This window comes from Pseudomonas sp. BJa3, from assembly GCF_026343815.1.
GTDB classification, from domain to species: domain Bacteria; phylum Pseudomonadota; class Gammaproteobacteria; order Pseudomonadales; family Pseudomonadaceae; genus Aquipseudomonas; species Aquipseudomonas soli.
The window spans coordinates 21,317-45,719 of sequence record NZ_JAOXMC010000026.1 but is presented as its reverse complement, the minus strand read 5'-3'; the positions used below and the strand labels follow the sequence as shown (position 1 = coordinate 45,719).

The window sequence follows — 24,403 nt, the reverse complement described above, 5'->3', positions numbered from 1 at the left end:
CATCGGCGCACCGCCGCGACTTGACCCGCGATTGCGTATAATGGCGGCCTTTGTCTGAAATGGTATTACCATGACCACCCTCGCCACCGCCCTCGCAGCCTGCGACATGCTCCTGATCGACGGCCTGCACGCCTTCGACTTCACCCTCGACGAATCTGGCCTCACCATCGAATGCATGGACGGCCGCCAACTGCGCCGCTGGTCCTTCACCCCCGAGCAGATCGCTGCCGCCACTGGCGCGGGCGACGACTGGAGCCTGGCCACTGATGAAGGCGAGCATCGTCTAGTCTGTATGAGTGCTTTTCGTGCCCCGGATGAAGAAGACGATGAACAGGAAATGGACACGCCTGCTGACCGCTAGCCTGATGGCTTTGTCAGTCAACGCCCAGGCCGCCACGTTGCTGGTGGGCAGCTACACCGACAACGGCAGCGAAGGGATCTACCGCTACGACTTCAACGCTCGCACTGGCCAGATCGACGCCAAGCCCCGGCAGGTGGTCAAGAGTGTCAGCCCCTCGTGGCTGGTGCTGTCTGCCGACCAGCGCCAGCTGTTCGCGGTCAATGAAACGCCCAAGGGCAACGTCAGCAGCTTCTCGCTAAGCAGCAAGGGCGAGATCAAGCTGCTGAACCAGGTGCCCAGCCAGGGCGACGAGCCGACCCACGCCAGCCTGAGCCATGACCAGCGCTACCTGTTCGTCGCCAACTACGCCGTCGCTCCCGACCCCGGTGGCAGCCTGGTGGTGATCCCGGTGGCCAGGGACGGCAAGCTCAAACCGGTGGTGCAGCAGGCTAGGCACACGCCAAGCAAGGTCAACCCCGAGCGCCAGGCCGGTGCCCATGTGCATTCGCTGGTGCTGTCGCCCGATGGCCGTCACCTGTATGCCAGCGACCTGGGCGCGGACAAGGTGTTCATCTACCGCTATGACGGCGCCAGCCCCGAGCATCCGCTGAGCCCGGCGATTCCGCCGTCAGTGGCGTTGCCACCGGGCAGTGGCCCGCGTCATCTGCTGTTCGACGCCAAGGGTCGGCACGCCTACCTGACCCTGGAGATGAGCGCCGAGGTGGTGGTATTCGATGTGCAGGACGGTGCTCTGACCGAGCGCCAGCACTTGCCGCTGACCGACAGCAAGGATGCAGCGGCCAGGGCCGCGGGCGGGCTGCACCTGTCGGCCGATGGCCGCTTCCTCTATGTCAGCAATCGCGGCACTGCCAACGAGATCGTGGTGTATGCGGTAGGCAAGGATGACGGCCAACTGAGATTGGTGCAGCGCCGCTCGGTCGAGGGCGACCATCCCCGCGAGTTTGCCCTGGACCCCAGTGGCAACTACCTGCTGGTGGCGAACCAGAAGAGCAACCAGATCGTGGTCATGCGCCGAGATCCGCGCAGCGGCAAGCTGGGGGACACCCTGCAGAAGTTGGCGCAGCAGGCGCCTTCGGACCTCAAGTTCCTCGAATAATGGCGGGCACTGAGTTGGCGTGGGAGCGGCATCGGCAATTATCAATGGCCATGATAATGGCTACTGCCGCAATGAATTTTTACAGGCAGATCCATCGGCGTAAGTTTTGACCCAAGGCCCACGACGGGCCAACGTCAACCACCGCAGTCGAGGTCTGCCAGCATGAACTTCAATCTCTTCCCACTCATCGCCGCCTCCGCCATCTCTGCCTCCGTCGTTTTGCCAGCCCACGCCCAGGCGGAGCAGGGTACCAAGGCCTCGAGCACCCACAGCTACACCCAGAAATACCTGCAACAGAGCGCGCATTTCCATGCCGCCTTGAGCAAGCACTCCAACTGAGTGTGTAAAGCCATTGGTAATAGCACAAAGCCATATGATTTAATTTGACGCTAAATTTTTGACTCGCCAAAGGGGCAGAGCATGATGTGGCGTATCACGGCGGTAGTGCTGTTGCTGATGTCCGCGCCGATTCTGGCGTTGTGAGTAGCGGGCCGCAGGAAAAAACACAGGACGAACGACGCTTTTTCCTGCGGCCTGCAGTGTGTCGCGTGGGGCACTATGGCTTCGCCATGACGGCCTCGAACAGGGATGACCCCAGCCAGCCCTGAAGCCAGCTCCGTAGCCGCGGATAAGCAGCCTCGGCGAACCATTGCGGTTCGACCCCGGCAAACTGGCGCATCAAGGGCAGCAAGGCGGCGTCGGCCAGGCTAGGGTGCTCGGCGAGTAGCCAGGGCCTGCCTTCGAGAAGGCTTTCCAGCTCTGCCAGCCAGGGCTCGGCCTGGGCGCGGTAGTGGGCCCGGGAATACTCCGGATAGCGCTCGGCATACTTGTACAGGTTCACCTGCGCCTTGAACGCGCTGTCGTTGCGGGCTATCAGCGCGTCGGCCTGGCGCGCGGCCGCTGGGTCAGCCAGCAGGCGCCAGTCTTCGGGGTCGTGCCGGTCGAGCGCCCAGCGCATGATGTCGAGGCTTTCCTCCAGTACGCCATTCCCGGTATCGAGCACCGGCACCGTGCCCTTGGGCGACAGTGCCAGCAGTTCGGCGGGCTTTTCCTTCATCTTTACCTCGACCACCTGCACGTCGCACCCGGCGTAGCGCAGCGCCAGGCGCGCGCGCATGGCCCAGGGGCAGCGGCGGAACGAGTAGAGAATCACCCGCACACCTCGACATCGCTCAGCCCATTGCCCTGACGGCGCACCTGGATCTGCACCGGGATGCGTTCGTGCATCTCCTGCACGTGGGAGATCACCGCTACCTTGCGACCCTGGGCCTGCAGACCGTCGAGGGCGTCCATGGCCAGTTGCAGCGACTCGGGGTCGAGGCTGCCGAAGCCTTCGTCGATGAACAGCGATTCGATGCGCAGGGTGCTGGAGGCCATCGACGCCAGGCCCAGGGCCAGCGCCAGGGAGACCAGGAAGGTTTCGCCGCCCGACAGCGAGTGCACAGAGCGCAGCTCGTCGCCCATCTCGGTGTCCAGCACCAGCAGGCCCAGCGCGCTGCCGCCGCGCTTGAGGCGGTAGCGTTTGGCCAACTGGCGCAACTGGCTGTTGGCGTGGTGCAGCAGCAGGTCGAGGTTGTAGCCCTGGGCGATCTTGCGGAACACATCGCCCGAGGCCGAGCCGATCAGCGCATTCAGGCGCGCCCAGCGTTGCCATTGCTGGTAGGCCTGCTCGATCTGCTCGGCCAGGGCCTGGCTGGCCTGCTGACGGCGCTGGTCGTCGGCCTGGCGCGCGCGTAGTTCGGCGCAGCCTTGTTCTTGAGCGGCCAGTTGCTGCTGGAGCTCGCTGAGTGCTTGCTCCAGTTCTTCCGCCGGCAATTCGCCGTGGGCCTGGCTGGCATGTTGCTGCAGGCGTTGTTCACGCTCCTGAAGCAGCACCCGGCCTTGCTCGATGGCCTTCTCTGCAGTTTGCAGGCGCTGACGCAATTCACCGAGCTGGGCATCGTCGACGGCCAGCAGGCGGTCAAGGCCGGCATCGTCCAGCTCAGGGTGCGCGCTGCGCCAATTGGCGATTTCGCCCTGCAACTGCTGATGCTCCTGTTCCAGGGCCTGCTGACGCTGCTGGTTGGCCTTGAGGTCGCCGGCCAGTTGCACGCTTTGGGTGTGCAGCGCTTGCAGCTTCTGGACGCAGTCGGCCTCGGCGCTGCGCGCCTGCTCCAGCTGGGTATCCAGGTACTGTTGCCAGGCTTCGGCGCTGGGCTGTTCACCGAGCAGTTCGCCAAGTGTGGCGCGGGCCTGCTGGTGTTGCGCGTCCAGCGTGGCAAGTTTCTGTTGCAGTTGCTGATGCACGTGCAGGCATGTCTGTTGCTGGTCCCGCAGCTTGTCGAGCTGGACTTGACGGGCCTGTTGCTCTTCCTGTTCGTCCTTGCGCAGGTCGAGTTGTTGGCGGCGCTGGGCGATCTGCTGGTCGAGGCCGAGGAAGGCGTTGGCCGGGTCGTCGCGCAGGGCCTGGAGAATGTCCTGGGGCAGCACGCTGCCCAGGTCGTCGAGGCTTTGTTCCAGTTGCTGGGCGTCGGCGGCCAGGGCCTGGTGCTGCTGGTCGAGGTGACGCTGGGCCTGTTGCTGGGCCTCGCCTGCGGCCTGCAACTGCTGGGTAAGGCGAGCGGCATCCTTCTGCAGGGTGAGCAGGGCGCCCTGACGCTTCTCGTCGCGGTCTATCTCCTCGCCGAGGCGGCGTAACTGGCCGTCGAGCCACTTTCCGCGGGCCGCGTCGTCTTGCGGGGCAAGCGCCGGCCACAGGGCATGGGCGTGGAGCTGTTCGGTCACAGGCTGCAACTGCTCGCCGAGCTGCTGTTGTTGTTGCTGGTAATCCTTGAGCTGGGCATTGACCACGCCCAGTTCGGTGCGCAGTTCCACCAGCTTGCCATTGAGCTGCTCGACTTGCTTGTGCGCCGCCTCTTCCTCGGCCTGGTCGTGTCGACCAAGGCTGTGCAGCAGCGCTTCGGGCTGGTGGAACGGGTGTTCGGCGCTACCGCAGACCGGGCAAGGCTCGCCGTCGCGCAGTTGCGCGCGCAGCTCTTCGACGCTGGTGTTGCGCGCCAGGCGCTGGCGCTCGAGCAATTGACGGGTGAGGGTCAGCGCTTGCTCTGCGCTTTCCAGCTCGGCCTTGGCCGCGGTGCCTTCGCCGATCAGTTGCTGGCGCCGCTGCATGGCTTGCTGCTGGCGTTCACGCAGGGCGGCGATGGCCTGGCGCAGTTCCTGCTCGCGACCATGCAGGCGGCCCAGCTCTTCGACGGCGCGCTGTTGCTTGCGGTTGTCCTGAAGCATGGCGCCGAGCAGATCGACCTGCTCGGCCAGCGCATGGGGTTCGGCACCGGCTTCGCGGAACAGCAGTTCGAAATGCTCGCGTTGCGCTTGCAGTTGGGCGTTGGCCTGGCTGGCCTGGGCCTGCAGCCCGGGCAGCTCTTCGCGGCCCTTGGCCAGGCGGCCGCCGGTCAGCATGACCTGCTTGAGTTGTGGCAGATAGGCCTGCCAGGCGTCGGCGAGGCCGCCCAGATGCTGGCTTTCGGCCAGGGCGGCATCGATCTGCGACAACTGCTGCTGGCTGCGTTGCTGATGGTCCTCCAGCTGTTGCAGCTGCTGCTGGCCCGCGCTGGCCTCCTGCTCGGCCTGGTTACAGGCTTCGCGCTGTTCGGTCAGGTCCTTCTCCAGGCGTGCGATGTCGCCTTGAGCGGCGAAGGCCTGGCGCAGGCGCGGAGCGTTTTCGCCTTGCAGGGCCTGCTGTTGGCCCAGGTGCTGGCGGGCGGCTTCGAGGGACTGCTGCAGTGCGTCGATATGTTGCTGCATATCGCTTTGCTGGCGTTGTTGCTGGTCGATATCCGCCTGCACCGGGGCCAGTTGCGCGGCCAGGTGCTGTTGGCGATGGAACTGGTGGCGCTGGGGCGCCAGGCGCTCCAGGCGTTGCAGGTCGACGCGCTGTTCGGCCAGTTGCTGCCACGCCTGCTCGGCGGCTTGCAGGGCAGTGCCGGCCTCATGGTGCTGGGCGTGCAGGCGCTGCTGTTCTTCGAACCAGGTGCGCTGTTGTTCGAGCAGGCGCTGGCGTGCCTGGCCGGCCTTGAACTGTTGCTGGGCCAGTTCAAGTTCCTGGTCGAGGGCGGCACGAGCTTCGGCGTCCATCGGCAGCAGATGCTCGGCCTGCTTCTTCAGATCGTTGTGTACCTCGCCGGTTTCCCGAGCCTTGCTGAAGGCGCGCTGGCCGAGGCGGGTGTAGATCGCCGTGTTGGTGAGTTTTTCCAGCAATTCGCTGCGCTCACGGTCGTCGGCCTTGAGAAAGGCGCCGAACTCGCTCTGGGCCAGCATCACCGCGCGGGTGAACTGCTCGAAATTCAGGCCCAGGCGGGCCTCGACCAGCTGCTTGTATTCGTTCTTGCCGCTACCCAGCAACTGCTCGCTGTCCAGGTCGTAGAGGCTTTGGCGGCTGTTCTGCAGCTTGCCGGTGGCTTTCTCGCGGGCGCGATTGGCTTCCCAGCGGGCGCGGTAGCGGCAGCCGTCGATGCCGATGAAATCCACCTCGGCAAAGCCGCTGCCGGTGCCACGGCGCAGCAGGTTGCGTGGGTCGGAGGTGGGGATCTCGCCGTCGGCATCCGGCACCTTGGCTTCCCGGGCGATATCGTTCAGGCGTGGCACGCTGCCGAACAGGGCCAGGCACAGGGCGTCGAGCAGTGTGCTCTTGCCGGCCCCGGTCGGCCCGGTGATGGCGAACAGGCCGGCGCTGGCCAGGGGCTCGGCGGTGAAGTCGATGTCGATGGGGCCGGCAAGGGAAGCCAGGTTCTTCAGGCGGATGGCGAGAATCTTCATGGTCGTTCCTCCTCTTGCAGCACGTCCTGCAGCAGCTCGGCGAAGTCGGCCAGGGCCTGCTCGTCGGCAGGGTTGCCGTACTGTTGTTGCCAGGCACGGCCGAACAGGTCCTGCGGGGTCAGCTGCGCCAGTTCGACAAAGGTTTGTTCATCCTCCTCCTGGCGCCCGGCGCCGGCATACTCGGCGCTGATGCGCACCAGGCGCACAGCCTTTCCTTGCAGGGCGGTCTCGATCTGCTGGCGCAGGTCGGGCTGCGGCTCGTCCAGGCGTACCCGCACCTCCAGCCAGGGTTGGCGGTTGGGGTCTTCGAGCAGGTCGATCACCGGCAATTGGCCCAATTGTTCGAGCAACTCGCCCAGCGGTGCCGGGCCGACCCGCTGCAGGGCCACGGCACGCGGCACCGGGCGCGGCTCGACGCTGACCAGTTCGGCGCCCTCCAGCTCCACTTCCAGCACCTGGTGCGGGTAGTTGATTTCAGCGAAGGACAGCGGGATCGGCGCGCCGCTGTAGCGGATGCGATCCTCGCGGTTGACCTTCTGCGGCTTGTGCAGATGACCCAGGGCGACATAGCTGATGGCCTTGTCGAACAGCCGCGCCGGCAGCGCCTCGGCATTGCCGATGATCAGGCTGCGTTCGGAGTCTTCCGAGATGCTGCCGCCGGCCATGTGCGCATGGCTGATGGCGACCAGCGCCTGATCCTTCTTGCGTTTCTTCTGCGCTGCCGCGATCAACTGCTCGTGGACCTGGGTGATGCCCTGCAGGTAGTCGTCACCCAGCGCCGGCCCGGTGACTTCGGCGGGGCGCAGGAAGGGCAGGGCCAGGCACCAGGCGCCGACCTTGCCGCGGGCGTTGGTCAGCGGGATCAGCAGGCGCTCGGCGTCCAGCTGGCCCTCGTCGAGCCAGTGCACGCGGCCCAGGGCGTGGGTGCGCAGGCGGCGCATCAGTGGCGCCGGCAGCTCGATGCGCGAGCCGGAGTCGTGGTTGCCGGCGATCATCACGATGTCCAGCTTGGGCTGTTGCTCGTGGGCCTGGACGATGAAGTCGTAAAGGCGTTCCTGGGCTTTGACCGGCGGATTGACGGTGTCGAAGATGTCGCCGGCGATCAGCAGCGCATCGGGCTGGCGCAGGCGCAGTTGGCCTAGCAGCCAGTCGAGGAAGCAGGCGTGTTCGAAGTCGCGTTCCTGGCCATGCAGGCTCTGGCCCAGGTGCCAGTCGGAGGTGTGAAACAGACGCATGGAAGATCCGTAGGGTGAGCGGCAGGGGGCGTTTGGATTCGGGCGCTATGGTAACTCATCGCGGACTTGTGGGAGCGGGCTTGGCCCGCGATGGGGCTACTTGGGATACAGCGGAGGCAGGCTACTGGCCTCGCCCGTCGGCGCCAGCTCCTGCTCGGCCGGCGGTATGGCGCCGATGGCCCGCCATAGCTCGTCGCCATGCCAGTACTGGCCGCTTTCGCTGTACAACGCACCGTTCAACCCATCCAGCGCATCGGACAACGGCACGAAGCGCGCCGCCATCTCGGCCAGGGTTTCCGGCTGCTGCCGCGCCCAGGCGTCCAGCGCCTGGCGGGTGGCCTGCGGATCGTTGGCCTGGCAGGCGCGCTTGAGGTCGTCGAGCAGCGTGCGTGGACTTGGGCCAGTCTGCGCCGCCCGCAGTACCGCCGGTTGCGAACGGGCCCGCCACCACAGGGTGAAACCGAGCAAGGTGGTCAGCGCCAGTACCAGCGTAGCCAACTGCCAGGGCCAGAGCAGGCTGGGGGCCATGTTGCTGTCGCCGACCGGGGTGTCGGCGCTGAGCGCCGGATTGTCCTGCACGTTCAGGGTGCGTGCCGGCAGGCTGCTGTGCTCCAGGTGGTCCTCGCGGGTGTTCCACCAGGTCACCTCCAGCGCCGGCAGGGCCAGCTCGCCGGCGTGGGTCGGCACCAGCGCCTCACGTTCCTCACGGTTGGCGACCATGCCGCGCTCGCCGATCTCATTGCGCAGCAACGGCTGGTCGGGGTAACGGCGCAGGCCGGCGGCCTCGGTGGCCGGCAGCGGCGGCAACTGGGTGCTCGAAAGGCCCTCGGTGCGCACACTGATGTTGCGCGTCAGCGAGTCGCCGATCTGCGTCGGCTGGCTGTTCGGGTCGGGGTTCCAGTGTTCTTCCAGGGTCAGGCTGCGTGCCGGCAGCCAGGGGCGGTCGGCCGGGTAGCCGGCCGGGATCGGCTTGACGGTCAGGCGCAACGGCAGCGAACTCACCTGCACCTGGCGGCCGACCCTCGGCGTGCCGGCGGGTTGCTCGCCATTGTCGGCGGCGGTGGCGGTGAAGCGCAGCGGCGGCACGTCAAGGTCGCCGCTTTGCTGGGGGTAGATGGCGTAGCGGGTCTCGATCACCCCATGGCGCACGCCATTAATCTCTTTCTCGTACGTGCGCGACTCACCCAGGGGGTCAACCTTGGCGTTTTCCAGTTGCAACGGGCTGAGACTGCTGTCGTCGTATAGCGCGACCGAATGGTAGATGCGCAGGGTCAGCACGGCCTGGGCCTGGACATAGACCGCGCTGCTGTCCAGGGTGGCCTCGACGAACACTTGCGAGGCTGCGTCCGGGCGCTGGCTGTCGGCCTGCAGCACCTGCAGCTCGATGGCCTGGCTGCGCGACTGGCCCAGTTGCAGCTCGGGGATGCGCAGGCTGCCGCTGCGCCGGGGCAGCAGGGTGATGATCCAGCGGGTGCTGGCGCGGGTTTCGCCGTCGAGGGTGTGCAGGCTGTTGAGCTGGCGTGTGCCGCGAACCTCGAAATCCGGCTCGAGGGTGCGCAGGTCGGGCTTGCCGAACTGGGTCACGTCCTGGCTCTCGAGGGTGAGTTCCAGGGTTTCGCCGGCCTCGAGGCGCGTGCGGTCGACACTGGCCTGCAGGGTCGGTTCGGCCTGGGCCGCGAGGCTCCACAACAGGCCTAGGAGAAAGACGCCGAAGCGACTCATCGTGGGGTTTCCTGATGCAATTGCTGTTCATACCAGAATTTGCGCCGCAGCAGTTCCGCCGGATTGTCGGGGATCTCCCGCAGCCACTGTTCCAGGGCCTGGCGCTGCTCGGCGTCGAGGCTGGTGGAGAGCGGCCGCTGGGGCGGCTGGGTGATGCTGTCGTCATCGCCGTCGGCAGTGCCGGACGGAGCCTGGGAGTTGCCCTGATTGTCACCGTTCTGCTGGCCTTGTGCCGGGTTTTCGCTGTCCGGCGCGCCCTGGGCCTGGCTGCTGGTCGAGCTGCTATTGCCTTCCGTCTCATTGCCGGGCGTGTCCCGGGCATCGGCGTTGTTTGGCTGTTCCTCGGCCTTGGCCTGGCGCTGTTGCAACAATTGCTGGACCAGCGCCTGGTTGTCCAGCGCGGCTTTCAGGTCGGGCTGGCGCTCCAGTGCCTGTTCGTAGGCGTCCAGCGCCGCTTCCAGTTCGCCGGCGCGGGCCAGGGCGTTACCACGATTGTAATGGGCGGCTGCTGTGCCGGCTTGGGCGAATGCGGCGGCGGCGCCTTCGAAGTCGCCGGCCTGGTAAAGTGCCATGCCACGCCATTGGCTGTCGGCGAAGTGCCGGGCGGCCTCGGCGGGGCGTTGTCGTTCCAGCAGGCGCTGGCCCTGCTGGTCGGGGCGCAGCCACAGGTCGTTGAACTCGAAGGCCTGGCTCGGCTGCGGCAGGGTCAGCAGCAGGGGGAGGCAGAACAGCCAGCCACGCCGGCCGGCGCAGGCGGCGAGCAGCAGCAGGGGCAGTAGCAGCCAGTAACCCTGATCGGCCCAGCTGTCCAGTTGCAGGGTCTGTCCGTCGTTGTGCAGCAGGCGCGGGTTGTCGAACAGGCCCAGGCCGCGCAGGTCGAGGTCGTCGATGCGGGCATGGCGATAGCGCCCGCCGGTCGAGCCGATGAAAGTCTTCAGCGAAGCGCTGTCCAGGCGTGGCATAAGGATGCCGCCCTGGTCGTCCTTGAGGTATTCGCCATTGGCCTGGCGCACCGGAGCGCCCTCGGCGCTGCCGACACCCAGCATCAGCAGGCTCGGGCCCTGGCGGCCAAGGGCCTGGCGTATGCCTTCGCGTTCAAGTTCGCTCAGCGACGAGCCGATCAACAGCAGGCGGCCCTGGCCCAGACCGCTTTGCGCTAGCAGCGCGAGGCCCTTGCGTACGGCCAGGTCAGCGCGCTGGCCGGGCTGCGGCATGATCGATGGATCGACGGCCTCGAGCAGGTTGCGCGTGGTGCCCAGGTCATCTGACAGCGGCACCAGGGTGTGGGCGCTGCCGGCATAGACGATCAGTGCGGTCTGGCTGTCGCGACGATGCTCGAGCAGGTCGAGCACCTTGCGTCGGGCCTGCTCCAGGCGGTTCGGCGCGCTGTCCTCGGCGAGCATCTGCGGCGTCAGTTCGAGCAGGATCACCAGCGGGTCGGCCGGGCGCTGGCGGGTTTCCTCGAGGCGTTGCCAGCTGGGGCCGAGCAGGGCCAGGACGATCAGCAGCCAGGCCAGGCCCAGGGCGATCCACGGCAGCTTGCTGGTGCTGCCGCTGCCGCCACCGAGCAGTACCGCGTGGAACGGTTGCGGCAGGATCAACTGCCAGCGTCCGGCGCGCTTGCGTCGGTGCCAGAGCTTGAACAGCAGCCAGCCAAGCAGTGGCAGTACCAACAGCCAGAGCGGGCGCAGCCATTGCGGCCAGAGTTCGATCATCGCCGCCTCCTCAGGCGCAGGCGCTTGAGGCGCTGGCGCCATTCCGGGTGAGGCTGCAGGAAGCGCGGTTTGCGCAGCAGGCGTTGCAGCAGGTTGTCCGGCCACTGCACGGCCACCACCAGCAGCACGCTGAGCAACAGCGCCAGTGCCAGTGGCCAGGCGTACAGCTCATGGGCGGTGCGCGCCTGGGTCGGCTGCTGGGCCACCGGTTCCAGTTGGTCGAGGGTGTCGCCGATGGCGTCGAGCTCGGCGCCGTCGTGGGCGCGGAAGTAGCTGCCATGGGTGATTTCGGCGATCTCCTTGAGCGCGGCCTCGTCCAGGTCCAGGCTCGGATTCAGGCCCAGCAGTCCCGGCGTGCCGCTGGCCTCGGGGTTGGCGCCGATGCCGATGGGGTAGATGCGCACGCCTTCCTGGGCGGCCAGGCGCGCGGCGGTCAGCGGGTGGATCTGCCCGCCGTTGTTGGCGCCGTCGGTGATCAGGATCAGCACCCGGCTCTGCGCCGGGCGCTGGCGCAGGCGTTTGACGGCCAGGCCAATGGCGTCGCCGATGGCGGTGTTCTTGCCGGCGATGCCGATCTGCGCTTCGTCGAGGAAGGTGCGCACGGTGCGCCGGTCGAAGGTCAACGGGGCCTGCAGGTAGGCTTGGCTGCCGAACAGGATCAGGCCGACGCGGTCGCCCTGGCGGTCCTGCAGGAAGTCGCCCATCAATGCCTTGACCAGGTCCAGGCGGCTGATCTCGTCGTCCTTCCACTGCATGTCGGGGAAATCCATGGAACCTGATACGTCCACCGCCACCAGCAGGTCGCGGCCACTGGCCGATACCGGCAGCGGATCGCCCAGCCATTGCGGGCGGGCGGCGGCCAGCAACAACAGTAGCCAGATCAGGATGAACGGTGCCTGCTGGCGCCAGGTCGGCAGGTTCAGGCGGGCACGGCGCCCGGCCAGGCCCTCGAGTTCGTCAAGGAAGCCGACCTTGAGCACCGGTTCGCCGCTGTCGGCGGCCGGCAGCAGCAGGCGCGCCAGCCAGGGCAGCGGCAACAGCAGGAAAATCCACGGCCAGCCCAGTTCAAACATGCTTGCGGATCCAGGTTTCGACCGCCTGGGCGAGCCCGGCGATGGCCTTGTCATCGAGCTTGCACTCGGGCTTGTAGGCGCCTTCGACCAGCACCATCCAGCGGGTCAGGCCGGCGGCCGGGCAGCGATTATCGAGAAACGCCAGCCATTGCCGGCCATTGAGGGTATGGCTGTTGGCCCCCGGGTAGTGATTACGGCACAGGCGTTTGAGCAGGGCGTTGATCTGCTGCAGCCAGGCCCCGGCGGGCGCGCCGTCATAGGGACGCGGCAGGCGCGCAAGTTCCGCCAGGGCCTCGACGCGGATCGGGTCCAGCGGCAGTTCGGCGCGCACCACCTTGCGCTTGCCCGGGCGCCAGTGGCGCAGGCGCCAGGCGCCCCAGCCGAGCAGGGGCAGCATGGCCAGCAGCAGCCACCAGCCGGGCGCGGGCGGCCACAGGCCGATGGCGGGTGGCGCGATCAGCGGCTGCAGCTGGTCCAGCGGGTTCATTTCGCGCCTCCAGGGCGCTGTGCATTCAGGTATTCACGCAACTGCTCGATCATCTCGCTCTGGGTGCTCAGCGGCATCAGCACCACGCGCAGTTTCTGTGCCAGCAACTCCCAGCGCTCGATGCGCGCTTCGGCCTGCTGGCGGTAGGCCTGGCGCAGGTTGGCGTCGAGGGTGTCGAGTTCCAACTGCGCGCCGCGCTGGGCGAAGCGCAGCAGGCCGGCGGCGGGCAGGGCGTGGTCGAGCGGGTCGCTGACCGGCATCAGCAGCACGTCGCAGTGCCGTGACAGCATGGCCAGGTGCTGCTCGACGCTGGCGCTGAGGGCGCGTTCGTCGCAGATGACGATGGCCAGGCTGCCCGGGCGCAATACCTCTCGCGCCCGGCGCAGGGCAAGGCCCAGGCTGTCGGCCTGGGGCTGGGCCTCGGTGTGCAGGGCCTGGTTGATCTTGGCCAGGCGGTTGAGCAGTTGCAGCAGGCTCTGCTTGCTGCGCCTGGGCTTGACTTCATGGTGCTCGTTGTCGCCGAACACCAGCCCGCCGATACGGTCGTTGTGGCCCAGCGCAGCCCAGCCGAACAGGGCGGCGGCCTGGGCGGCCAGGACCGACTTGAACATCTGCCCGGAGCCGAAGAACAGCCGCTGGCTCTGCTCGACCATGATGAAGATCGGCCGTTCGCGCTCTTCATGGAACAGCTTGGTGTGCGGCTCCTGGGTGCGGGCGGTGACACGCCAGTCGATGTTTCGCACATCGTCGCCGGCCTGGTAGACCCGTACCTGGTCGAAGTCCACTCCGCGGCCACGCAGCTTGGAGTGGTGCAGGCCCACCAGCGGGCTGCGTTGGCCGGGCCGGGAGAACAGCTGGATCTCGCGCACGCGATGGCGCATGTCGATCAGGTCGGCCAGGCCGATGCGGATGCCGGGTTCGGCCAGCTGTGTGGTGGGCATGGGGTCAGGCGACGGCGACGACGTCGAGGATGCGCTGGACCACGCGGTCCTGGTCGACCCCCGCCGCCTCGGCCTCGAACGACAGGATGATACGGTGGCGTAGCACGTCGAACAGCACCGCCTGGATATCCTCGGGGCTGACGAAGTCGCGCCCGGCCAGCCAGGCGTGGGCGCGGGCGCAGCGGTCGAGAGCGATCGAGCCGCGGGGGCTGGCGCCGTAGGCGATCCAGTCGGCCAGTTCGCTGTCGAACTTGGCCGGGGTGCGGGTGGCCATCACCAGTTGCACCAGGTATTCCTCCACCGCATCGGCCATGTACAGGCCGAGGATTTCCTTGCGCGCGGCGAAGATCGCCTGCTGGCTGACCCGTCGCTCGGGCTTGACCTCGCCGCCCAGGGCCTCGCCCCGCGCTTGCAGGAGGATGCGCCGCTCGACGGCGGCATCGGGGAAACCGATCTTCACGTGCATCAGGAAACGGTCGAGCTGGGCTTCGGGCAGCGGGTAGGTGCCCTCCTGCTCGATCGGGTTCTGCGTGGCCATCACCAGGAACAGGGGCGACAGCTCGTAGGTGCTGCGTCCGACGCTGACCTGACGCTCGGCCATGGCCTCGAGCAAGGCCGACTGCACCTTGGCGGGGGCGCGGTTGATTTCGTCGGCCAGCACCAGATTGTGGAAGATCGGGCCTTGCTGGAACACGAAGCTGCCGGTTTCCGGGCGGTAGATCTCGGTGCCGGTGATGTCGGCCGGGAGCAGGTCGGGGGTGAACTGGATGCGATGGAACTGGGCCTCGATACCCTCGGCGAGCTCCTTGATGGCCTTGGTCTTGGCCAGGCCCGGGGCCCCCTCGACCAGCATGTGGCCGTCGGCCAGGAGCACGATCAGCAGGCGCTCGACCAGTTTTTCCTGGCCGAGGATCTGGGAAGAGAGAAAGGTGCGCAGCGCGATCAGCGCCTCACGGTGTTCCATCGTTGACGGTTCCTGGGGATGAGCCCTGGCGCGCTGGGAGCGGATGCCGGGCGAGGGGGATACTTTAATCCATCCGGGGGGGCGGGGACCAATGGGGGTTTGCAAAAAACGTGTAAAGGATGGATCGGGGAGCAAGACTGTCCTGGTCCCGCTCTTGCCTTTGCCTTTGCCTTTGCCTTTGCTCTTGCTTCTAAGCGCGCAATAGTTCAGGCGACACAAAATTGCGACTTCAGGAGGCCGAACGGAGGGCTTGCGCAGGGAGGTGACGGGCATGGATGCCCGTCAAGCGCCGATCAGGCCATGGATGGCCCGTCGGCGCGGCCTCCCGGAGCAAGCCCGGAGTGAGGGGACCCCGGAGCGAAGCGTAGGGGCCGGATGATGGAGCGAGCGGTTTTTGCCTTCTTTTGCCCGCGTGCAAAAGAAGGTCGCCGTAAAGGCGAAAAGGTGACTGTGCGTCGACATGGCGAATGAATGCGCCTATAACTTTCAAAACCCACGCTGTCGAATTCAAATTCAAATTCGAAGTCAATCGGCACCGTTTTTTATAGTTTTAAGTGTATTCATTTGCGATGTCGACGCACAGTCACCTTTCCGCCCTTCCGGCGGGTCCCTTTTTGAAGGATCAAAAAGGAACCAAACAATCCTCGCTCCATTCATCCGGCCCTCCGCTTCGCTCCGGGTTCCCTCACTCCGGCCTCCTGAAGTCGCGAAGTTACGGGCGGCGCCTGAACTGACGCAGCTGTCGCTAGTGACTACGCAGTTAATCTTGCGATCAAGATCAAGATCAAGATCAAGATCAAGATCAAGATCCAATCGTGGCTTTGTTTAGTTCTTCGCCTTCGAATGCCTCCACCCTTGGTCAAAGAACGCAAACACCACCACCAGCACCCCGGCCACCGCCAATATCATCGCCACGCCATCGGTTGAATGAGTCGCGGAACCTGCCACCAGCGCCAGCCCGCCCAACGGCGCCAGGCCACCGGCCACCGCGGTACCGACCTCTCGCCCGGTGCCGAACCCGGACGAGCGCGTCTGGGTGGGGAACTGCCGGCTGAGGAACGACCCCTGCGGGGCAAACATCATCGGCGCCAGTATCCCGGTGCCCACGGCGATGGCCAGGTAGATCATCATCGGCTCGCCAGTCGACAGCAGTTGCAGGAACGGGAAGGCGAACAGCGCCGACAGCAGCCCGCCGAGCATCAGCACGGTCTTGCTGCTCCACTTGTCGCACAGCCAGCCGAAGAACGGCACGGCGAAGATCGCCACCAGGCTGGCCAGGGTCACCGACAGCGAGGTGACATGCGCCTCGACGCCCTTGAACTGGGTCAGGTAGGCCAGCGAGAAGGTCTTGAAGATGTAGCTCAGGGCGTTGTAGCCCACCGCCACGAAAAACACCACGGCCAGGCCCTTGAGGTCATTCCTGAACAGCAGCTTCAGCGGCGACACCTGCGGTTTGTCATCGGCCTTGTCCAGCTCCTTGAAGTCCGGGGTCTCGGGGATGCTCTTGCGCACCCACAGGCCCACCGCCACCAGGGCGATACTGGCGATGAACGGGATGCGCCAGCCGCCGGCCAGCAGGAATTCGTTGCCGTTCATGGTCAGCAGGTACACGGTCAGCGACGACAGCAGCAGGCCCAGGTTCAGCCCCAGCGCCGGCCAGGCACCCTGGCTGCCGCGCTTGCCTTCGCTGGCATGCTCGTAGGAGGTCACTGCCGCGCCGGACAGCTCGGCACCGGCGCCCAGGCCCTGGATGATGCGGATGATCACCAGCAGGATCGGCGCCCAGATACCAATGGTCGCGTAGCCGGGGATCAGGCCGATCAGCATGGTGCACAGGCCCATCATGCAAAAGGTGATCACCAGCACATGCTTGCGCCCGAAACGGTCACCCAGGTAGCCGAACAGCACACCGCCGAACGGCCGGGCGATGAAACCGATGGCGAAGGTGGAAAACGCCAGCAGCGAGGCCACCGCCGGGTTGCTCGGGTCGAAGAAGATCTTCGAGAAGACGATCGCGGCCATGGTCGCGTAGAGATAGAAGTCATACCACTCCAGCATTGAGCCGAAGATGGTCGCCGCCGCCACCTTGCGCAGGCGCTTGCGTTGCTGTTCGGGGGTTTCCGGCGCGGCCGGGGCCGTCTCGTATACCGACATCTGAGGTTTCCTTGTTGTCTTTGTAGTTGTGGATGCAGCAGGTGCTTCAGCGGGCCTCGAGGATCTTTTCGGCGATCATCTGGCCGATGGGGATGGCCGAAGTGGCGGCCGGCGACGGTGCGTTGCACACGTGCACCATTCGCGGCGTCTCGGCGAACAGGAAGTCGTGCACCAGGGTGCCGTCGCGCATCACCGCCTGGGCGCGGATGCCGGCCTCATAGGGCAGCAGGTCCTCGACTTGGAGCGACGGGCAGTACTTGCGGCACTGCTCCAGGTAGCCGCGCTTGAACAGCGAGTTCTTCATCTCGGCGGTGCCGGAACCGAGGTTGTTCCAGATGGTTTTCCAGAAACCGGGGAAGCGTGCGTACTCGGCGACATCGCGCCAGTTCACCGAGAACTTGCGGTAGTTCTCCCGGCCAAAGCCGAGCACCGCGTTGGGGCCGACGGTGACGCTGCCGTCGATCATTCGCGTCAGGTGCACGCCAAGGAACGGCAGCTCCGGATCGGGGATCGGGTAGATGAGGTGGTTGACGATCTGGTTCTTGCTCGCCGGCAGGCGGTAGTACTCGCCGCGGAAGGGGATGATCTGGTGGTCGATCTTCACCCCGGCCAGGCGCGCCAGGCGGTCGGATTGCAGGCCGGCGCAGGCCACCAGCTGGCGGGCGCGCCAGGTGTTGTCGTCGGTGCTGACCGCGACATGATCGGCATGTTCCTGGATGGCGCGCACGGCGGTGGACAGGCGCACTTCACCCCCGGCCTGGCGAATCACCTTGGCCATGGCGTCGCATACCTGCTGGTAGTCGACGATACCGGTGGCATCGAGGAACAGCGCGCCCTTGCCGACGATGTTCGGCTCGCGTTCACGCAGGGCGTCGGCGTCCAGGCGCTCGACCTTCAGGCCGTTCTGTTGCGAACGCTCGTACAGCGCCTGCATGCGCTGCACCTCCAGGTCGTTGGAGGCCACCAGCAGCTTGCCGCAGACCTCGAAGGCGATGCCGTGCTCGGCGCAGAAGTCCTTGGTGGCCTGGGCGCCGCGCTTGCACAGGTCGGCCTTGAGGCTGCCGGGTGCATAGTAAATACCAGCATGGATCACGCCGCTGTTGTGGCCGGTCTGGTGGCGGCCGAGGCTGGCCTCCTTTTCCAGGATCAGCAGCGAGGCGCCGGGGCGATGGGTGAGCAGGGCCATCGCGGTGGCGAGGCCGACGATGCCGCCGCCGATGATGCAATAGTCGTAGGTCATGCAGGGTACCTTGGAATTCTTGTCGGTGAATCTGCTTATCAGGTTGTCAGACTAAGTGGTGCGCGTAAAAACCTCGCCAGGTTGCGATAGGGTTCTCCGGGGTCAGTCGAGGTCGGGGAGGTCGAGTTTCAAGCGCTTGGCCGAGGCGCGCAGGTGGGCTTCGGCGCAGGCGGCGGCCGCATGACGGTCACCGTCGGCAATGGCCTGGTACAAGGCCCGGTGCTCACGCAGGGCGTCAGCCGAGCCGCCTACCGCCGGAGTGGCGGAGTTTTCCCAGGCGGTGCGGCGCGCGGCGGCCAGCTGGCCACCGAGGAAATCGTGGAAGGCGACGAAGTAGTCGTTCTTGCCGGCGTCGGCGATGGCACGGTGAAAGGCCACGTCGGCGGCCGCGGCGGTGGCAAAGTCGCTGCGCGGGTGTTCCATGGTGCCCAGGGCCGCGGCCATGCGCTGCAGGTCATCGGTATCGCGGCGGCGGGCGGCGATGGCGGCGGCCTGGGTCTCGATCCACAGGCGCATCTCGAACATCTGCACCAGGTCCGGCTTGCGCCCGTTGCTGCCAGGGAAGCGGAACACCGTGCCGTTTGGGGTCTGCGAGATGTACGAACCGAGCCCACGGCGAGCGATCAGCACGCCGTCGGCCTTGAGCTGCGCCACGGCCTCGCGCACCACCGAGCGGCTGACATTGAGCTGGTCGGCCAGTTGCTGTTCGGTGGGCAGGCGCGACTCGGCGGCCAGGCGGCCGGCATCTATCTCGGCGCGGATGGCGCTGACGACGCGTTCAACGAGGGTGTCGGGGCGCTGGAGCTCTAGCATGGACGTGCGGGTGCCTATTGGTCAGGTTGTCAGACAATGCCTGCCCCTGTGGTCAGCTGTCAACGCTGTCGTTGTTTCTGCTGGGGATCGGAGCAGCGCTGCAAGTATCCGGCGTGGGAGCGGGCTTGCCCCGCGATGGGGCGTATGGCACCGGCTTTGCCGGTGATCGCGGGTCAAGCCAACTCCCATGCTGTCCTGGTCGAACTGCGTTTTGTTCATGAGCGTGGCGATGCGCCGGGCTCAGATCTCGGACACGAAGGTCCCGGTGCCGTCGAGGATGTTGCGCAAGGTCAGCGCCACTTCCTCCAGGTCGCTGCCCGAGGTAGTCAGGATGATCTCCAGTTCTTCGTCGCCCTTCAGCGCATCGCGATCCCCGGCCGCCACTTCGATCAGCAGGCGGGTGGCGCTCAAGGTCACCTTCAGCCCGTCCAGCGTCGACGGCTCGTCGTCCAGGGTCAGGTCGACGGTGTCCTCGTCCGGGTAGCGGGTCAGCAGGAACATCTGGCCCTTTTCGCTGTGGCAGCACAGGGTCGCCATGTTGTCTTCCTCGTCGTCGCAGGCGGTGGCGAAGAGCAGGGCGGTTTTCAATTGCATGGCGCACTCGGATCAATGGAGATGAAAAGGAATTCTGACAGCCTTGCGCACACTGATAAACGTAAAGTTACCGCGCATTGACCGAAATTGTCGCAGCGCTGCAAGCCCAAGTGACCGTTCAGTCGTTAAGCTGCCCTGTCGATGGGTTCCCGTAAAGGCACAGCCACCTGGCAGTCGCTTTTGCAGGCACCCAACGCTTCTGTCTTGCCACGGGTTGGCTATGGTTGATCCGTACAAGGCGCATGTACGCGACGCTTCACCTATAACAAAGCCCAAGCGGAGTACCACAGATGGCGTTCTTCACCGCAGCCAGCAAAGCCGACTTCCAGCATCAACTGCAAGCGGCCCTGGCGCAGCACATCAACGAACAGTCCCTGCCACAAGTGGCACTGTTCGCTGAACAGTTCTTCGGCATCATCTCTCTGGACGAACTCACTCAGCGCAGGCTGTCGGACCTGGCCGGCTGCACGCTGTCCGCCTGGCGCATCATCGAGCGCTTCGACGCCGCGCACCCGCAGGTGCGGGTCTACAACCCCGATTACGAACGCCACGGCTGGCAATCCACGCACACCGTGGTCGAGGTGCTGCACCACGACCTGCCATTCCTGGTCGACTCTGTGCGCACCGAGCTCAACCGCCGCGGCTACAGCATCCACACCCTGCAAACCACCGTGCTCAGCGTGCGCCGCGGCGCCAAGGGCGAGCTGGTCGAGCTGCTGCCCAAGGGCACCCTGGGCGAGGGCGTCAGCCATGAATCGCTGATGTACCTGGAGATCGACCGCTGCTCCAACACCGGCGAGCTCAACACCCTGGCCATGGAGCTGGAGCAGGTGCTGGCCGAGGTGCGGGGCGTGGTAGCCGACTTCGAGCCGATGAAGGCCAAGATCCGCGAGCTGCTGGACCTGGTGGAGCAGAACGCCTTCGGCCCCGCGCAGAACGACAAGGCCGAGGTGAAGAGCTTCTTGTCGTGGCTGCTGGACAACCATTTCACCTTCCTCGGCTACGAGGAGTTCACCGTCGAGTCCGACGCCGACGGCGGCCACCTGGTCTACGACGACGCCTCGTTCCTGGGCCTGGCCCGCCTGCTGCGCGCAGGCCTGGGCGCCGATGACCTGCGCATCGAGGACTACGCCGTCGCCTACCTGCGCGAACCGCGCCTGCTGTCCTTCGCCAAGGCTTCGCAGCCAAGCCGCGTGCACCGCCCGGCCTACCCGGACTACGTGTCGATCCGCCAGATCGACCAGGACGGCAAGGTGGTCAAGGAATGCCGCTTCATGGGCCTGTACACCTCGTCGGTGTACGGCGAGAGCGTGCACACCATCCCCTACATCCGCGGCAAGGTCGCCGAAGTCGAGCGCCGCTCGCATTTCGACCCGAAGGCGCACCTGGGCAAGGAATTGGCCCAGGTCCTGGAAGTGCTGCCCCGCGACGACCTGTTCCAGACCCCGGTGGACGAGCTGTTCAGCACCGCCATGTCGATCGTGCAGATCCAGGAACGCAACAAGATCCGCGTGTTCCTGCGCAAGGACCCGTACGGCCGCTTCTGCTACTGCCTGGCCTACGTGCCGCGCGAGATCTACTCCACCGAGGTGCGGCAGAAGATCCAGCAGGTGCTCATGGAGCGCCTGAAAGCCACCGACTGCGAATTCTGGACCTTCTTCTCCGAGTCGGTGCTGGCCCGCGTGCAACTGATCCTGCGGGTCGACCCGAAGAATCGCATCGAGATCGATCCGCAGCAGCTGGAGAACGAAGTGATCCAGGCCTGCCGTTCGTGGCAGGACGACTTCTCGGCGCTGGTGGTGGAAAACTTCGGCGAAGCCCACGGCACCAACATCCTCGCCGACTTCCCGAAAGGCTTCCCGGCCGGCTACCGCGAGCGCTTCGCCGCGCATTCGGCGGTGGTCGACATGCAACATGTGCTCAACCTGTCCGAGGCCAAGCCGCTGGCCATGAGCTTCTACCAGCCGCTGACGCAGCTCGGTGAGCGCACGCTGCACTGCAAGCTCTACCACGCCGATACGCCGCTGGCACTGTCGGACGTGCTGCCGATCCTGGAAAACCTCGGCCTGCGCGTGCTCGGTGAGTTCCCTTACCGCCTGCGCCACGCCAGCGGCCGCGAGTTCTGGATCCACGACTTCGCTTTCACCTACAGCGAAGGCCTCAACCTCGACATCCAGCAGCTCAACGACACCTTCCAGGACGCCTTTGTCCATATCGTCAAGGGCGACGCCGAGAACGACGCGTTCAACCGCCTGGTGCTGACCGCCGGCCTGCCATGGCGCGACGTCGCGTTGCTGCGTGCCTACGCCCGTTACCTCAAGCAGATCCGCCTGGGCTTCGACCTGGGCTACATCGCCAGCACCCTGAACAACCACACCGATATCGCCCGCGAGCTGACCCGGTTGTTCAAGACCCGCTTCTACTTGGCGCGCAAGCTCACCAACGAAGACCTCGACGACAAGCAGCAACGCCTGGAGCAGGCGATCCTCACCGCCCTGGACGATGTCCAGGTGCTCAACGAGGACCGCATCCTGCGGCGCTACCTGGACCTGATCAAGGCCACCCTGCGCACCAACTTCTACCAGCCGGACGCCAACGGCCAGAACAAGTCGTACTTCAGCTTCAAGTTCAACCCCAAGCTGATCCCCGAGCTGCCCAAGCCGGTGCCGAAGTTCGAGATCTTCGTCTATTCGCCCCGGGTCGAGGGCGTGCACCTGCGCTTTGGCAACGTCGCCCGCGGCGGCCTGCGCTGGTCGGACCGCGAGGAAGACTTCCGCACCGAGGTGCTCGGCCTGGTCAAGGCCCAGCAGGTGAAGAACTCGGTGATCGTCCCGGTCGGCGCCAAGGGCGGCTTCCTGCCGCGCCGCCTGCCGCTGGGCGGCAGCCGTGACGAGATCGCCGCCGAAGGCGTGGCGTGCTACCGCATCTTCATTTCTGGCCTGCTCGACATCACCGACAACCTGAAGGACGGTGGCGTAGTGCCGCCGGCCAACGTGGTGCGCCACGATGACGACGATCCGTACCTGGTGGTGGCGGCCGACAAAGGCACCGCGACCTTCTCCGACATCGCCAACGGCATCGCCATCGACTACGGCTTCTGGCTGGGCGACGCGTTCGCCTCGGGCGGCTCGGCCGGCTATGACCACAAGAAGATGGGCATCACCGCGCGTGGCGCCTGGGTTGGTGTGCAGCGCCACTTCCGCGAGCGCGGCATCAACGTGCAGGAAGACCCGATCACCGTGGTTGGTGTCGGCGACATGGCCGGCGACGTGTTCGGCAACGGCCTGCTGATGTCCGACAAACTGCAACTGGTGGCGGCGTTCAACCACCTGCACATCTTCATCGACCCGAACCCGGACCCGGCCACCAGTTTCGCCGAACGCAAGCGCCTGTTCGACCTGCCGCGCTCGGCCTGGAGCGACTACGACACCGGCATCATGTCCGAAGGCGGCGGGATCTTCCCACGTAGCGCCAAGAGCATCGCCATCAGCCCGCAGATGAAGGAACGCTTCGCCATCGAAGCCGACCGCCTGACCCCGACCGAACTGCTGCATGCACTGCTGCAGGCACCGGTGGACCTGCTGTGGAACGGTGGTATCGGCACCTACGTCAAGGCCAGCAGCGAAAGCCACGCCGATGTCGGCGACAAGGCCAACGACGCCCTGCGCGTCAACGGCAACGAGCTGCGTTGCAAGGTAGTGGGCGAGGGCGGCAACCTGGGCATGACCCAGCTCGGCCGTGTCGAGTTCGGCCTGAACGGCGGCGCCACCAACACCGACTTCATCGATAACGCTGGTGGCGTCGACTGCTCCGACCACGAGGTCAACATCAAGATCCTGCTCAACGAAGTGGTGCAGGGTGGCGACATGACCGAGAAGCAGCGCAACCAGCTGCTGGGCAGCATGACCGACGAAGTCGCCGGGCTGGTGCTGGGCAACAACTATAAGCAGACGCAAGCGCTGTCGCTGGCGGCCCGCCGTGCCCGCGAGCGCATCGCCGAGTACAAGCGCCTGATGGCCGACCTGGAGGCACGTGGCAAGCTGGACCGCGCCATCGAGTTCCTGCCCAGCGAAGAGCAGCTGGCCGAGCGCCTGGCGGCGGGGCAGGGCCTGACCCGCGCCGAGCTCTCGGTGCTGATCTCATACAGCAAGATCGACCTCAAGGAGCAACTGCTCAAGTCGCTGGTGCCGGACGACGACTACCTGACCCGCGACATGGAGACCGCGTTCCCGCCGTCGCTGGTCAGCAAGTTCGCCGACTCGATGCGCCGCCACCGCCTGAAGCGCGAGATCGTCAGCACCCAGATCGCCAATGACCTGGTCAACAACATGGGCATCACCTTCGTGCAGCGCCTGAAGGAGTCCACCGGCATGAGCCCGGCCAACGTGGCCGGTGCCTATGTGATTGTGCGCGATATCTTCCACCTGCCGCATTGGTTCCGCCAGATCGAGGCCCTGGACTACCAAGTTCCGGCCGAGATCCAGCTGACCTTGATGGACGAGCTCATGCGTCTGGGGCGTCGGGCCACCCGCTGGTTCCTGCGTAGCCGCCGCAACGAGCAGGACGCCGGGCGTGACGTGGCGCACTTCGGGCCGAAGATCGCCCAGCTGGGGCTGAAACTCGACGAACTGCTGGAGGGACCAACCCGTGAGCGCTGGATGAACCGTTACCAGGGCTTCGTCAATGCGGGTGTACCAGAATTGCTGGCACGCATGGTCGCCGGTACCACCCACCTGTACACCCTGTTGCCGATCATCGAGGCTTCGGACGTCACCGGGCACGATCCGGCGCAGGTGGCCAAGGCGTTCTTCGCCGTGGGCAGCTCGCTGGACCTGACCTGGTACCTGCAGGAGATCAGCAACCTGCCGGTGGAGAACAACTGGCAGGCCCTGGCCCGCGAGGCGTTCCGCGACGACATCGACCTGCAGCAGCGGGCGATCACCATCTCCGTACTGCAGATGGCCGACGCGCCGGAAGACATGGACGCCCGCGTGGCCCTGTGGTGCGAGCAGCACCGGGTGATGGTCGAGCGCTGGCGCGCCATGCTCGACGACCTGCGCAACGCCACCGGCACCGACTATGCGATGTACGCGGTGGCCAACCGCGAGCTGGTCGACCTGGCGCTGAGCGGGCAGGCGACGGTGATGCCGTCCTGAGCCTTGCGTTGAGGTAAAAGAAAGCCCCGGCAGTGATGCCGGGGCTTTTTCATGGGGC

17 protein-coding genes are annotated in these 24,403 nt (G+C 66.0%); 4 read left to right on the top strand and 13 right to left on the bottom strand.

Translation table 11 applies throughout. The annotated features are described in order from the left end of the window. Positions 1 to 70 precede the first annotated feature (70 nt). From OH705_RS24585 to OH705_RS24575, 3 genes are all read left to right on the top strand, one after another. Positions 71 to 361, top strand: a complete 291-nt coding sequence (locus tag OH705_RS24585) for a DUF5629 family protein (protein WP_023631373.1) — start codon at positions 71 to 73, stop codon at positions 359 to 361. After that, the gene (locus tag OH705_RS24580) at positions 327 to 1,457 is read left to right on the top strand and encodes a lactonase family protein (RefSeq protein WP_031315541.1); all 1,131 of its coding nucleotides are present in this window, start codon (positions 327 to 329) and stop codon (positions 1,455 to 1,457) included. Before OH705_RS24585 ends, OH705_RS24580 begins: the two co-directional genes overlap by 35 nt. A 162-nt stretch (positions 1,458 to 1,619) precedes the next feature. Continuing rightward, on the top strand, positions 1,620 to 1,796 hold the full coding sequence (locus tag OH705_RS24575; protein WP_023631376.1) for a hypothetical protein: 177 nt from the start codon (positions 1,620 to 1,622) through the stop codon (positions 1,794 to 1,796). 217 nt (positions 1,797 to 2,013) lie between these two features. Here OH705_RS24575 and OH705_RS24570 read toward each other — a convergent pair whose 3' ends face one another. The 13 genes from OH705_RS24570 to OH705_RS24510 all read right to left on the bottom strand — a co-directional run bounded on the left by OH705_RS24570 (position 2,014) and on the right by OH705_RS24510 (position 19,189). Continuing rightward, complete coding sequence (locus OH705_RS24570; RefSeq protein WP_267303165.1) at positions 2,014 to 2,610, bottom strand: glutathione S-transferase; 597 nt, start codon at positions 2,608 to 2,610, stop codon at positions 2,014 to 2,016. Then, positions 2,607 to 6,251 (bottom strand): AAA family ATPase, encoded by a 3,645-nt coding sequence (locus tag OH705_RS24565; RefSeq protein WP_267303164.1) that lies wholly within the window; start codon positions 6,249 to 6,251, stop codon positions 2,607 to 2,609. The genes OH705_RS24570 and OH705_RS24565 overlap by 4 nt, the downstream gene beginning before the upstream one ends. Beyond that, a complete protein-coding gene (locus tag OH705_RS24560) occupies positions 6,248 to 7,486 on the bottom strand; it encodes an exonuclease SbcCD subunit D C-terminal domain-containing protein (RefSeq protein WP_094012589.1) in 1,239 nt (412 codons plus the stop codon). The genes OH705_RS24565 and OH705_RS24560 overlap by 4 nt, the downstream gene beginning before the upstream one ends. Positions 7,487 to 7,582: 96 nt before the next feature. Then, positions 7,583 to 9,208, bottom strand: coding sequence for a BatD family protein (locus tag OH705_RS24555; RefSeq protein ID WP_267303163.1), 1,626 nt, complete (start codon positions 9,206 to 9,208; stop codon positions 7,583 to 7,585). Next, a complete protein-coding gene (locus OH705_RS24550) occupies positions 9,205 to 10,923 on the bottom strand; it encodes a vWA domain-containing protein (protein ID WP_267303162.1) in 1,719 nt (572 codons plus the stop codon). Before OH705_RS24550 ends, OH705_RS24555 begins: the two co-directional genes overlap by 4 nt. After that, positions 10,920 to 11,996, bottom strand: coding sequence for a vWA domain-containing protein (locus tag OH705_RS24545; RefSeq protein WP_038706521.1), 1,077 nt, complete (start codon positions 11,994 to 11,996; stop codon positions 10,920 to 10,922). The genes OH705_RS24550 and OH705_RS24545 overlap by 4 nt, the downstream gene beginning before the upstream one ends. Then, positions 11,989 to 12,483, bottom strand: a complete 495-nt coding sequence (locus tag OH705_RS24540) for a DUF4381 domain-containing protein (protein ID WP_046854739.1) — start codon at positions 12,481 to 12,483, stop codon at positions 11,989 to 11,991. The genes OH705_RS24545 and OH705_RS24540 overlap by 8 nt, the downstream gene beginning before the upstream one ends. Further along, on the bottom strand, positions 12,480 to 13,424 hold the full coding sequence (locus OH705_RS24535; protein ID WP_038706519.1) for a DUF58 domain-containing protein: 945 nt from the start codon (positions 13,422 to 13,424) through the stop codon (positions 12,480 to 12,482). The genes OH705_RS24540 and OH705_RS24535 overlap by 4 nt, the downstream gene beginning before the upstream one ends. A gap of 4 nt (positions 13,425 to 13,428) precedes the next feature. Then, entirely contained in the window at positions 13,429 to 14,388 is a 960-nt protein-coding gene (locus OH705_RS24530) for an AAA family ATPase (protein WP_011532987.1), read from the bottom strand. A gap of 825 nt (positions 14,389 to 15,213) precedes the next feature. Continuing rightward, a complete protein-coding gene (locus OH705_RS24525) occupies positions 15,214 to 16,542 on the bottom strand; it encodes an MFS transporter (RefSeq protein ID WP_023632061.1) in 1,329 nt (442 codons plus the stop codon). A 46-nt stretch (positions 16,543 to 16,588) separates the two neighbouring features. Then, positions 16,589 to 17,782: an L-2-hydroxyglutarate oxidase gene (gene lhgO, locus OH705_RS24520; RefSeq protein WP_267303161.1), complete on the bottom strand. Its 1,194-nt coding sequence runs from the start codon at positions 17,780 to 17,782 to the stop codon at positions 16,589 to 16,591. Positions 17,783 to 17,884: 102 nt separating this feature from the next. After that, on the bottom strand, positions 17,885 to 18,595 hold the full coding sequence (locus tag OH705_RS24515) for a FadR/GntR family transcriptional regulator (protein ID WP_267303160.1): 711 nt from the start codon (positions 18,593 to 18,595) through the stop codon (positions 17,885 to 17,887). Positions 18,596 to 18,835: 240 nt separating this feature from the next. Further along, positions 18,836 to 19,189 carry a hypothetical protein gene (locus OH705_RS24510; protein ID WP_094012040.1) on the bottom strand — a complete coding sequence of 118 codons (354 nt, stop codon included), beginning with the start codon at positions 19,187 to 19,189 and terminating at the stop codon, positions 18,836 to 18,838. Positions 19,190 to 19,479: 290 nt separating this feature from the next. Between OH705_RS24510 and OH705_RS24505 the strand changes: the two genes are divergently transcribed. Next, complete coding sequence (locus tag OH705_RS24505) at positions 19,480 to 24,345, top strand: NAD-glutamate dehydrogenase (protein WP_094012041.1); 4,866 nt, start codon at positions 19,480 to 19,482, stop codon at positions 24,343 to 24,345. Positions 24,346 to 24,403: the final 58 nt, after the last annotated feature.

Excerpts from the sequence above, each read along its gene's own strand:
- OH705_RS24555 (WP_267303163.1), bottom strand. The coding sequence starts at position 9,208 with ATGAGTCGCTTCGGCGTCTTTCTCCTAGGCCTGTTGTGGAGCCTCGCG.
- OH705_RS24580 (WP_031315541.1), top strand. The coding sequence starts at position 327 with ATGAACAGGAAATGGACACGCCTGCTGACCGCTAGCCTGATGGCTTTG.
- OH705_RS24545 (WP_038706521.1), bottom strand. The coding sequence starts at position 11,996 with ATGTTTGAACTGGGCTGGCCGTGGATTTTCCTGCTGTTGCCGCTGCCC.
- OH705_RS24510 (WP_094012040.1), bottom strand. The coding sequence starts at position 19,189 with ATGCAATTGAAAACCGCCCTGCTCTTCGCCACCGCCTGCGACGACGAG.
- OH705_RS24535 (WP_038706519.1), bottom strand. The coding sequence starts at position 13,424 with ATGCCCACCACACAGCTGGCCGAACCCGGCATCCGCATCGGCCTGGCC.
- OH705_RS24565 (WP_267303164.1), bottom strand. The coding sequence starts at position 6,251 with ATGAAGATTCTCGCCATCCGCCTGAAGAACCTGGCTTCCCTTGCCGGC.
- OH705_RS24585 (WP_023631373.1), top strand. The coding sequence starts at position 71 with ATGACCACCCTCGCCACCGCCCTCGCAGCCTGCGACATGCTCCTGATC.
- OH705_RS24505 (WP_094012041.1), top strand. The coding sequence starts at position 19,480 with ATGGCGTTCTTCACCGCAGCCAGCAAAGCCGACTTCCAGCATCAACTG.
- OH705_RS24515 (WP_267303160.1), bottom strand. The coding sequence starts at position 18,595 with ATGCTAGAGCTCCAGCGCCCCGACACCCTCGTTGAACGCGTCGTCAGC.
- lhgO (WP_267303161.1), bottom strand. The coding sequence starts at position 17,782 with ATGACCTACGACTATTGCATCATCGGCGGCGGCATCGTCGGCCTCGCC.
- OH705_RS24530 (WP_011532987.1), bottom strand. The coding sequence starts at position 14,388 with ATGGAACACCGTGAGGCGCTGATCGCGCTGCGCACCTTTCTCTCTTCC.
- OH705_RS24550 (WP_267303162.1), bottom strand. The coding sequence starts at position 10,923 with ATGATCGAACTCTGGCCGCAATGGCTGCGCCCGCTCTGGCTGTTGGTA.
- OH705_RS24525 (WP_023632061.1), bottom strand. The coding sequence starts at position 16,542 with ATGTCGGTATACGAGACGGCCCCGGCCGCGCCGGAAACCCCCGAACAG.
- OH705_RS24575 (WP_023631376.1), top strand. The coding sequence starts at position 1,620 with ATGAACTTCAATCTCTTCCCACTCATCGCCGCCTCCGCCATCTCTGCC.
- OH705_RS24540 (WP_046854739.1), bottom strand. The coding sequence starts at position 12,483 with ATGAACCCGCTGGACCAGCTGCAGCCGCTGATCGCGCCACCCGCCATC.
- OH705_RS24560 (WP_094012589.1), bottom strand. The coding sequence starts at position 7,486 with ATGCGTCTGTTTCACACCTCCGACTGGCACCTGGGCCAGAGCCTGCAT.